The sequence below is a fragment of the Pirellulales bacterium genome (genome assembly GCA_035939775.1).
In the GTDB taxonomy this organism is placed as follows: Bacteria; Planctomycetota; Planctomycetia; order Pirellulales; family DATAWG01; genus DASZFO01.
Genome location: DASZFO010000146.1, coordinates 1 through 9,944, shown reverse-complemented (window position 1 = coordinate 9,944; position 9,944 = coordinate 1). Strand labels below are relative to the sequence as shown.

8 protein-coding genes are annotated in these 9,944 nt (G+C 61.6%); 4 read left to right on the top strand and 4 right to left on the bottom strand.

Annotation, left to right across the window (positions count from 1 at the left end; translation table 11 throughout):
• Nucleotides 1-264: 264 nt before the first annotated feature.
• The 4 genes from VGY55_09655 to VGY55_09640 all read right to left on the bottom strand — a co-directional run bounded on the left by VGY55_09655 (nucleotide 265) and on the right by VGY55_09640 (nucleotide 4,263).
• Entirely contained in the window at nucleotides 265-597 is a 333-nt protein-coding gene (locus VGY55_09655; GenBank protein HEV2970244.1) for an RNA-binding protein, read from the bottom strand.
• Nucleotides 598-929: 332 nt separating this feature from the next.
• The gene (locus VGY55_09650; GenBank protein HEV2970243.1) at nucleotides 930-2,309 is read right to left on the bottom strand and encodes a glycosyltransferase family 4 protein; all 1,380 of its coding nucleotides are present in this window, start codon (nucleotides 2,307-2,309) and stop codon (nucleotides 930-932) included.
• Nucleotides 2,310-2,465: 156 nt separating this feature from the next.
• On the bottom strand, nucleotides 2,466-3,011 hold the full coding sequence (locus VGY55_09645) for a hypothetical protein (GenBank protein ID HEV2970242.1): 546 nt from the start codon (nucleotides 3,009-3,011) through the stop codon (nucleotides 2,466-2,468).
• A gap of 88 nt (nucleotides 3,012-3,099) precedes the next feature.
• The gene (locus VGY55_09640; protein ID HEV2970241.1) at nucleotides 3,100-4,263 is read right to left on the bottom strand and encodes a polyprenyl synthetase family protein; all 1,164 of its coding nucleotides are present in this window, start codon (nucleotides 4,261-4,263) and stop codon (nucleotides 3,100-3,102) included.
• Between the two features lie 285 nt (nucleotides 4,264-4,548).
• Here VGY55_09640 and VGY55_09635 point away from each other — a divergent pair, with 285 nt between their 5' ends.
• The 4 genes from VGY55_09635 to VGY55_09620 all read left to right on the top strand — a co-directional run.
• On the top strand, nucleotides 4,549-5,583 hold the full coding sequence (locus tag VGY55_09635; GenBank protein ID HEV2970240.1) for an ABC transporter ATP-binding protein: 1,035 nt from the start codon (nucleotides 4,549-4,551) through the stop codon (nucleotides 5,581-5,583).
• The gene (locus tag VGY55_09630; GenBank protein ID HEV2970239.1) at nucleotides 5,580-6,686 is read left to right on the top strand and encodes an ABC transporter permease; all 1,107 of its coding nucleotides are present in this window, start codon (nucleotides 5,580-5,582) and stop codon (nucleotides 6,684-6,686) included. Before VGY55_09635 ends, VGY55_09630 begins: the two co-directional genes overlap by 4 nt.
• 96 nt (nucleotides 6,687-6,782) lie before the next feature.
• The gene (locus VGY55_09625; GenBank protein ID HEV2970238.1) at nucleotides 6,783-9,299 is read left to right on the top strand and encodes a bifunctional YncE family protein/alkaline phosphatase family protein; all 2,517 of its coding nucleotides are present in this window, start codon (nucleotides 6,783-6,785) and stop codon (nucleotides 9,297-9,299) included.
• A 9-nt stretch (nucleotides 9,300-9,308) separates the two neighbouring features.
• On the top strand, nucleotides 9,309-9,944 hold a 636-nt coding region (locus VGY55_09620), incomplete at its 3' end, for an SDR family oxidoreductase (GenBank protein ID HEV2970237.1).

The window sequence follows — 9,944 nt, the reverse complement described above, 5'->3', positions numbered from 1 at the left end:
GATGAAGATCGGGTCTTTCTTCTTGCCGCGGAGCTTGACCTTGGTGCGCTTGCGTGGAGGACGGGGAGGGGCTTTCATCTCGTTGCAACCTAAGGGGGCGTGACGGTGAGAATAGTAACATACCGGGAACCGAGTCGGCGGTCCAGTCGTCAAGACCGGAACGCCGGTCGGACCTTTAGGTCAACATGCCCCCGCGTAGCGTTGCACGGACAACCGCGCGGGGGCATTTCGGATTGAATCGGCCAGCTTGCGGGCCGGCGCCGTCTAGCGGCGCCCGTATCCACCGCCGCCGCGTCCGCCGCCGCCACGTCCGCCGCCGCCGCCACCACCGCCACCACCCGGTCGCGGAGTCCGCTCGCGGGCTTCATTGACCGTCAACGGACGGCCACCCATGTCGAAACCGTTCAAGGCCTGAACCGCCGCGTTCATCCCCTCCTCGGTTTCCATTTCCACAAAGCCGAAGCCGCGCGACCGGCCGGTCTCCCGGTCGGAAATCACTTCGGCTGAGCTAACCGTGCCGTGTGGAGCAAACATTTGCTCCAGATCGGCCGACGTAGTCGACCAAGGCAGGTTTCCCACATAGATCTTCTTCGACATCGAACACCTTTTCGCGAATGGGAGCCATCGAAAACAGACAAACGAACTGAACCGTGCGGCACGCGAACGTAGCTCCCCCTTGAACGCATGCGGCCGAACCAGCTAATCACGTAGTTTATCGTTGCTTGCAAGCACGATGCAACACCTCCTGCCCCAACTACCGCTATTTTTGACAGCAACTCGCGGGCCAAACATGCAGCTCGCAATGTCGGGAGTCGCGTCGAGAAATGCCCCCGGGCAAATCGAGCAGGAATAGCGGGAATTGGCCACCCGTTCGGGCAGAACCCTAAACTATTGGCCGCGTGTCGCTTATTACTCTGGCCGTCTGCCGCTCAGCTCGGATCGTCTGCTGGCGTCAGGCGGAATCGGTTCGGCTGGCCGTTGGCGGCCGCAACGGAAGGCGTGCCGCCAGACCGCTTCGCCAACATCCGTCGATAGAGATCAAGGTGAAGCTCGACCATCCGATCGGCGGTGTGGAGACGGCGAATTGCCTCAAAACCGCGCCGGCCGCAATCTGCGGCAAGCTGCGGATTCCGGATCATTTCAGCAATGGCATCGGCCAGCGCCGCCGGATCGAGCGGTTCGCAGAGCACGCCGCCGCCAGTGGTTTCAATCATCTCGGGGAAAGTTCCGTGGCGCGGCAAGACCACCGGCACTCCATTCGCCAACGCTTCGAGCACCGAGATTCCCTTGCTCTCGTGATAGACGGTCGGCGAGCACATCAAATCGAGCGACTGCAAGAAAGCAATCTTGCCGGCGCGATCCAATTCGCCGGCATACTCGAAGCGATCCGCCAGCCCCGCCGAATCGATGCGGGCGACGACCTTCTCGAAATACGGCCGATCGGCGCTCGACATATATCCGGCGGCTTTCAGCCGCAGCGGCGGCAAATCGGATCGCGCCGCCAGCAGACAAAACGCTTCGACCAGCAAGTGCAACCCCTTCTCCGCGGCCACGCGAGTGAAATATCCAATGACGAATTCGCGCGGCGCGCCGTCGTGGCGGTCGGGCCGCATTCCGTGGCCGTCGAGATTCAGTCCGTGAGGGATGATCTCGATCTTGTTCCGCTCGACTTCGAGATACTCGGCCATGAAGTCGGCGAAATAGTTGTTGAGCGCCACAAAGCGATCCACTTCCCGCGCTTGCCGTTTGAGCAGCGCACGCGCCTCGCTGTAATGTGGCTCTTCGAGTTGCTCGATAAAGATGTCCTCGCCCGACAGATTGCAGATCACCGGCACTCCCAGCCCTTCGCGCAGGGCCGGGACGATTCCCGCCATGAGCACATTCGACACATGGACGATCTCCGGCCGCACCTCGCGCTTGAGCCAATCGAGCAGCTTGTCGATTTCCTTTCGCTGCCGCCCTTGCCGACCGGCGAGCGTCGAAACGGTCAACTGGCCGAGCTTCGCCACTTTCATCCCCGCGCTGCGCCGCGAGAGCCAGTCCAACAGCCGCGGCGAATCGAAGAGCGAATCGAGAAACCAGGGCGTATGCCGAAACAGAGCCGATTTCTGCTGGAGGAAAACATTCACGCCGCCAAAAAAGATTCGCGACTGACTGACGCTCTCCTCGTCGGTGCGGAGCGGCGTGTACGTCGGGATCAGCAGGATCTCGACGCCACGTTTGGTCAACGCCGCGGCCAGCGTGTTGTCGTGCAGACAAGTCCCGCAAAACCGCCCCGCGGCGCCGGCCGATAGGTAGGCAATCTTCATGGCGGGAGCGACCAAATGTCAGGAAATAGGTATGGAGATTGTAGGGTGCGTCGAGCGAAGCGCCGACCCACCATTTGCGCCGGTGCGTCAGCGCTTCGCTCGACGCACCCTACACCATTGTTCATTAGTCGCTCCACGATTTCGCCTGTCAAGCCGTCACTCCGGCGTGACGATCTCCAGCAGTTCGATGGCCGGCTGCCCGTTGCAGTGGATTAGGGCGGTGCGGCCGTAGGTGAGTTTGGTTGTGGCGATGTGGAATAGTTGACAAAGATCTTCGCCCGGCGCGACCTGCCAGAGCTTGAACAATTCGACTTCGCGGAGCACGTTGTGCTCGATCAGGATTCGCCCCAACGGCGTCGATTGGCTTTCAATTTCGCGCCGCACGTCGTCGCCGAGAAAGCTGAGATCGATGCGCACGATGCCAAATTGCACGACGCGGCCATCCAATCGTCGCGTGAGTAGGATCTTGCGGGCGTAATGGCGCCCCTGCTGCCTCGTCGCCAGCACGTGCACATCGACGAGCGAGCCGTGACGCTGCTCGACTGTGACCGTCATGTGGTGATTGTGCGCCAAGAGCCGTTGATAGACGGGCGGCATCCCGGCGGCCTGTACCTCCGCGAAATCCGCCAATTGCTCCGGCGCGTCATAGAACAACGCCACCAACGAATCCAACTCGGGCACAACTCGCGGATGAGGGCTCACGGTCGCGATGACTTGGCGGGATTTACGGCGTAGTGTACTCGTCACGCTCCGCGTGACGTAATTCCTCACGCGGAGCGTGAGGAGTCCACTACTCCGGCGGGAGCGGCGAACGCTTGAGCACCGTCTCGATCAGGTACTCAAGCAGCCGCCGCAATTCGGAGGGTTCCAACTGCTCGGCGACCTTGCGGGCCGACGACTCATATTCTCGGATCAACTCCCCCGCTTTGTCAAACACCCCCGCCTCGCGGTACAGCCCGGCGATTTGGCCGACGGTCTCTTCGGTAGCGGGAATCGCTTCGGTCAACGTCTCCAATCGCCGGCGGCTCTTGATCGAGAGTCCTTCGAGCGCGAGTGCCCATAGCACCGTCGGCCGGCCCCCCGTCACATCGCCTGCCGCGACGAGCTTGTTGTGCCGGTCTGGTTGCCAATCTCCCAGGTCGTTAAGGATTTGAAATGCCGTTCCGAGCGAGCGCGCGAATTCGCCGATCGGCCCTCGATACGATTCAGTCGGTCCGGCGAGCCGCAGCCCGGTGAGCAAAGCCGCCTCGAAGGCCGGGGCCGTCTTGAGGGCGTAAATCCGCAGCGCCTCTTGTGGCGAAAGCCGTTTGTCGCGCGAATCGCGCCACAGCAACTCGGCCCCCTGGCCTTCGCATAGCCGGAGATGCGCCTCGGCGAGCCGATCGATAATATCGCTGACGACCTCCGGCCCGAGCGTCTTCGTTTCGCGGCTGACGAGGCGATAACCGAGCCCGATGAGATAATCGCCGACATTGACGGCCACGGGAATCCCGAAGCGGCGATGCAGCGTCGGCTCGCCGTAGCGAAATGGATCGCCGTCTTCGATGTCGTCGTGAACGAGCGAGGCCTTGTGCAACGTCTCGATCGCGAGCGCGGCCCGCTTGATCGCATCGGGCAATTGTTGCAGATGCCGATACCCGCCGGACCGCGTGGCGTGCCCGCCCGTCATGGCATCGTACACGGCCAGAGTAATAAACGGCCGCGAATACTTTCCCCCGCGGGCGAGAAAATCGTAGGCGATCGCTTCGGTGCCGGAGATGGGGTCGATGAGCGCCGCCGCATCGCCGTTCAGTTCGGCGATCGTCGCGCCAGCATGGGTCCGCGGACTGAGCGCTTCCAATTGTTCCGGCTCAAACAGCTTTCGAGCCGCGTGCATGAGATGGACGAAGTTCGGTGCGGCTTCGCCGGCGACGACGGTTGCGGCTCGCGGATTCCTTCGGGTCGCGGTTGGCAAGGCAGCTCCCTCTTTTCGTTTCTCAAGGTCTGAGCCCGGGGGCCATCGAACCGCCCGACTGTGCAAGTTCCCCATGATAGCAAAGGCTTGCGGCGAGGGAACGGGCGACGCGCGCCGGCGGCGACTCTTGCCATTCAACCGCGAGCACCAGGCAAACTTAACCGTCTGGAAGAGACTCGCGACCATTTTCGGAAAAGCGATCCGGCGGGCTCGGTCCTCGACCTTGGGCCTTGGCGACGATAGAATCGCCTCACCCGGCCGTCGGCCTCACCGTCGTAAGCAGCTTTGCCAATCGCATCTTACGTTCGACCGGACGCCCATTTCATTCGCACCGGCGGCGAACCAGCCCTTCCCACTCTGAGTCTTCTTTCCGTAATGCCGCCGGCAATTTGCGTCACGAATCTGGTCAAGCGCTACGAGGGCAAACCGCCTGTCGAGGCGGTTCGCGGCTTGGACCTATCGATCGAGCAAGGAGAGTGCTTCGGACTTTTGGGTCCGAACGGGGCCGGAAAGACGACCACAATTGAAATCGTCGAAGGGCTGCTCGCGGCGACGACAGGCGAGGTCGAGGTGCTCGGCCTGAAATGGGGCGCGGACGACGCAGAGATCAAGCAGCGGATCGGCATTTCGCTGCAAGAGACCCGGCTATCCGAGAAGCTCTCGGTCCGCGAGACGTTGACACTCTTTCGCAGCTTCTATCATCGCGGGATCGAGCCGGACGAAGCCATGCGCCGCGTCTCGCTGGAAGAAAAGGCCACGGCCTGGGTCGGCAAGCTCTCCGGCGGACAGAAGCAGCGGCTGGCGGTGGCTTGTGCGCTAGTCGGTGATCCGGAACTCTTGTTTCTCGATGAACCGACGACGGGACTCGATCCGCAATCGCGTCGGCAGCTTTGGGACATCATCCGCGGCTTCCGCGAGCAGGGACGGACCGTCCTGCTCACGACCCATTACATGGACGAGGCCGAACGGCTATGTGATCGGGTGGCGATCGTCAATCAGGGGCGGGTGATCGCGCTCGGCACGCCGCGCGAACTCATCTCGACCCTCGGGGGCGAGCACGTGATTGAAATCACGCTCGACGAATTTGACGGCCGCGACCGGCTTCAACCCCAAGCGCTCGCCGATCTGCCGGCCGTGATCTCCACGCGATCGGAAGACGGCCACGTCCGTCTCTCGGTCACGGAGCCGCATCTGGTGCTGCCGGCGCTGCTGGACCGCCTCAAGAACTTGCGATGCGAACTCACCAGCCTCACCACCCGCCACGCCAGCCTCGAAGACGTCTTCGTAAAGCTCGCCGGCCGGCATTTGTCAGACGAATGAACGATTCACCGCGCTATTGGCCGCTGCGTCAATTGATCGTTGCTCGGCTGCGCGAGTTTTATCGCGAGCCCGAGGCGGTATTTTGGGTTTACGGCTTTCCGATCCTGATGGTCGTGCTGCTCGGGATCGCGTTTCGAAACAAGCCGGTGCAGCGGGTCAAAGTTGACGTCATCAGGAATGCGTTCGCCGAGCGAGCGAAGAGCGATTTGTCCAAGGGATCGCCGGGCAAAGAATTCGATGCCGAAATCAATGACGCCGATTCGGCCCGATTGCGGCTGCGGACCGGAAAGACGGATTTGATCGTGCTCGCGCCAGGGGGTCCCGCCGCATCCGCATCGTCGTCGGCCGCCGTTGCCATTCAATCCGCTCCGCACTACGAGTTTTTCTTCGATCCGTCGCGTCCCGAGAGCGTGTTGGCCCGAAACACGGTGGACGACGCGCTCGAGCGCGCAGCCGGCCGCAAAGACATTGCCACCGTGACCGACAAGCCGGTGGATGAGCCGGGGTCGCGATACATCGACTTTCTCGTGCCGGGGCTTCTCGGCATGGGGTTGATGGGGGGCGGCTTGTGGGGAGTCGGATTCGTCACGGTCGATATGCGGATTCGCAAGTTGCTCAAGAGATTCCTTGCCACGCCGATGAAAAAGAGCCATTTTCTGGCAGGCATCATGATCAGCAGGCTGGCCTTCATGGTGCCCGAGGTGCTCGTGTTGTTGCTCTTCTCCTGGCTGGTGTTCGGGGTGGTGATTCATGGCAGCCTGCTGGCGGTGGTTGCGTTGATCTTGCTCGGAGCCGGAATGTTCGCCGGCATCGGCCTGCTGGTGGCCAGCCGCGCGCGGACGCTGGAAACAGTTTCCGGCTTGATGAATCTCGTGATGCTGCCGATGTGGGTGCTGTCGGGAATCTTTTTCTCGTCGGAGCGGTTTCCGGCCGCCGCCCAACCGTTCATCAAAGCGCTGCCGCTCACTCCGCTCATTGACGGGTTGCGGGCCGTGATGCTCGAAGGATCGCCGCTCTCCGCGATCAGCCGCCAACTACTTACGCTAGCGGCGTGGGGGATTCTGACCTTCGTTCTTGCCCTGCGGTGGTTTCGCTGGACGTGATCGAAGACTATTTTGGACAGGGTTAACAGGATTTACATAGGATTGGGTATAAACGACCGGAGATATAATTCCGCTACACCGTGATCGAGAACTATCATGCACCATCCGAATTGCGCAAGGATCGCCGGGCTGTCTTGCCTTTTGTATTTGATCCTTGCGAATCGCGCGCCGGCAGCCGATGACTCCGCTCCGCCTCCACGCTGGCCCGGTTTACAATCCGACGGGCGAACGCTGCTGCCGAATCAATGGACGCTTCAGCCGGCGGGGAAGCAGATTCCGCTCGGCGATTTTCCAGTGAATATCGCTCTGCATCCGAACCAGCCTTGGGCCGCCGTGCTCCATTGCGGTTATGGCGAGCATGAGGTGGTGATCGTCGATTTGAATAAGCAGCAGATCGTCTCGCGCGAGAAGCTGTCGCAATCGTTTTACGGGCTGACATTCGATCCCGCGGGAAAGAGGCTCTTCGCCAGCGGCGGCGAGTTTGAGGTGGTCCACGAGTTCGCGTTTGCCGACGGCCAGCTAAGCGATCATAAGGAACTGCAAATCTCCGACGTGAAATCCAAGGGCATTCCAACGGGCCTGGCCTGCAGCCACGACGGCGCGACGTTGTTCGTCGCCAATGCTTGGGGGAGCAGGATTTCGTTCGTCCCGCTCGCCGAGTCGTCGAAGATCGAAAACCTCGAACTGCCGAAACGCAGCTATCCGTACGCTGTTTTACCGACACGCGACGGCCGCCGGCTTTACGCTAGTCTATGGGGACAGGGCAACGTTGCCGTGATCGATCTGGCGGCCAAGGCAGTGACGGCGACCTGGCCCGTCGGACTTGCCGGAATCGGCGGGGCGAACTCTCACCCGACGGAGATGGTCCTTTCGCCCGATGAAAAACTATTGTACGTCGCCTGTTCGAACGGCAATTCGACGGTCGTAGTTGACACGACTACCGGCCGCGCGCTCGAGCAGATCACCAGCGCTCTCTACCCGCAGGCCCTAAATGGAAGCACTCCGAATAGCCTGGCTCTCTCATCGGACGGCAAGGTGCTGCTGGTGGCCAATGCCGACAATAACAATTTGGCGCTGATCGACGTGAGCCGACCGGGCAAGAGCCGCTCGCTTGGCTTCATCCCCGTCGGCTGGTATCCAACTTCCGTCCGATTCACGGCCGGCGACAAACAGATTCTCGTCGCCAACGGAAAGGGAATCGAGCCGCGGGCAAATCCGGATGGTCCACGACCGGGAACTCGGAAGACAAAGACGACGCAGTATATCGGCAGTCTGCTGCAAGGGACGCTTAGCGTGATCGACGCCCCCTCGCCCGCCGATATGGCCCACTACTCGCAACAGGCGCGCAGCGCCAGCCCGCTGCGAGAGGATCAATCTGCACCGATCCAGCCGCACGAAGCGAATAATGCGATCCCGGCCAAAGTCGGCGATCCGTCTCCGATCAAACATTGCATCTATATCATCAAGGAGAACCGGACCTACGATCAAGTTTTCGGCGACATGAAAGAAGGCAACGGCGACCCGAACCTCGTGATCTTCGGCGAGAAGGTGACGCCGAATCTGCACGCCTTGGTCCGCGAGTTCGTCTTGCTCGACAATCTTTATTGCGATGCCGAGGTCAGCGCCGACGGTCACGAATGGAGCATGGCCGCCTATGCCACCGATTTTGTCGAGAAGACCTGGCCGCTCAACTATCGCGGCCATGCCCTCGGAAAGATCGCCTATCCGAGCGAAGGCGGGCATCCGATCGCGTACCCGGCGGCCGGATACATCTGGGACCGCTGCAAGGAGTCGGGCGTCAGCTACCGCAGCTACGGCGAGTTCGTCGACAATGGCCCGAATCCGGGCGATCCCGCCCACACGGAAATGAAAACGCTCGAAGGGCATTTCGATCCGCAATTCCACGGCTGGGACCTGGATTACCCCGACGCGAAGCGGACCGATCGCTTTTTGGAAGAGCTGCGCGGCTTCGAGAAATCACGCACCATGCCGCAGTTTATCGTCATGCGCTTGGGCAACGACCACACGCACGGCACCGCGCTCGGCAAGCCGACCCCGACGGCCATGGTCGCTGAAAACGATCTGGCCTTGGGGCGATTGATCGAGGGGATCAGCCATAGCAAGCTGTGGCCAGAGATCGCCGTATTTGTGATTGAAGATGATGCTCAGAACGGCTCCGATCATGTCGATGCCCATCGCACCGAGGCCCTCGTGATCAGCCCCTATACGAAGCGGCACGCGGTCGATTCAATGCTCTATTCGACCACGAGCATGCTCCGCACGATGGAATTGATCCTGGGGCTGAAGCCGCTGAGCCAGTTCGACGCGGCGGCCACGCCGATGTACAACGCGTTCCAGGGCCGCGCCGATTTAGCGCCCTATCAACATCGTGGGGCCGGAGTGGATCTTGCCGCCATGAACGGATTGCTCGCCTGGGGCGTCAAAGATTCGGCCCGGATGGATTTCAGCCGCGAAGACGCGGCCGACGACAATCTGCTGAACGAGGTGATCTGGCATAGCGTCCGCGGGGCCGATAGCCCGATGCCGCCGCCGGTGCACGCCGCTTTCGTGCGAGCGAGCGCCGCGGCGCGCCCCGATGGCGATGACGACTGAAGGTTAGCGATGAATCTCTTTGATCTAACAGGCAAGATTGCGATCATCACCGGTGGCGGGAGCGGAATCGGCTTGGGGATCGCCAAGGGACTGGCGCAGGCCGGGGCGCGGGTCGTGATTGTCGGACGAAATGAGGAGAAACTGCAAGCTGCCGCGCACACATTGGCCGAGCAGACGAGCGGCGAGTTTCTGCCGTTGGGCGCCGACGTGGCGGACGAGCGACAGGTCGAGTCGCTGATCGGCAACGTCGCCGACCGTTTCGCGCGGATCGACATCCTCTTCAACAACGCCGGTATTTCGATTCGCAAGCCGCCGCAGGAGATGAGCCTCGACGAATGGCGGAGCGTGATGGATATCAACCTGACGAGCGCTTTTCTCGTGTCGAAGGCCGTCTATCCGGCGATGAAGCAGGCCGGCGGGGGAAAGATCGTCAACACGGGGAGCATGGCGTCGCTGTTCGGCGCGGCCTACGCCGCCGCCTATGCCGCGAGCAAAGGGGGCGTCGTGCAATTGACGAAAAGCCTCGCGCTGGCCTGGGCGGCGGACAACATTCAGGTGAACGCGATTCTACCAGGCTGGTTCAAGACGGAAATGACTGACCGCGCGCGGGTTGAAATTCCAGGTCTCGGCGAGCGCGTCTCGGCC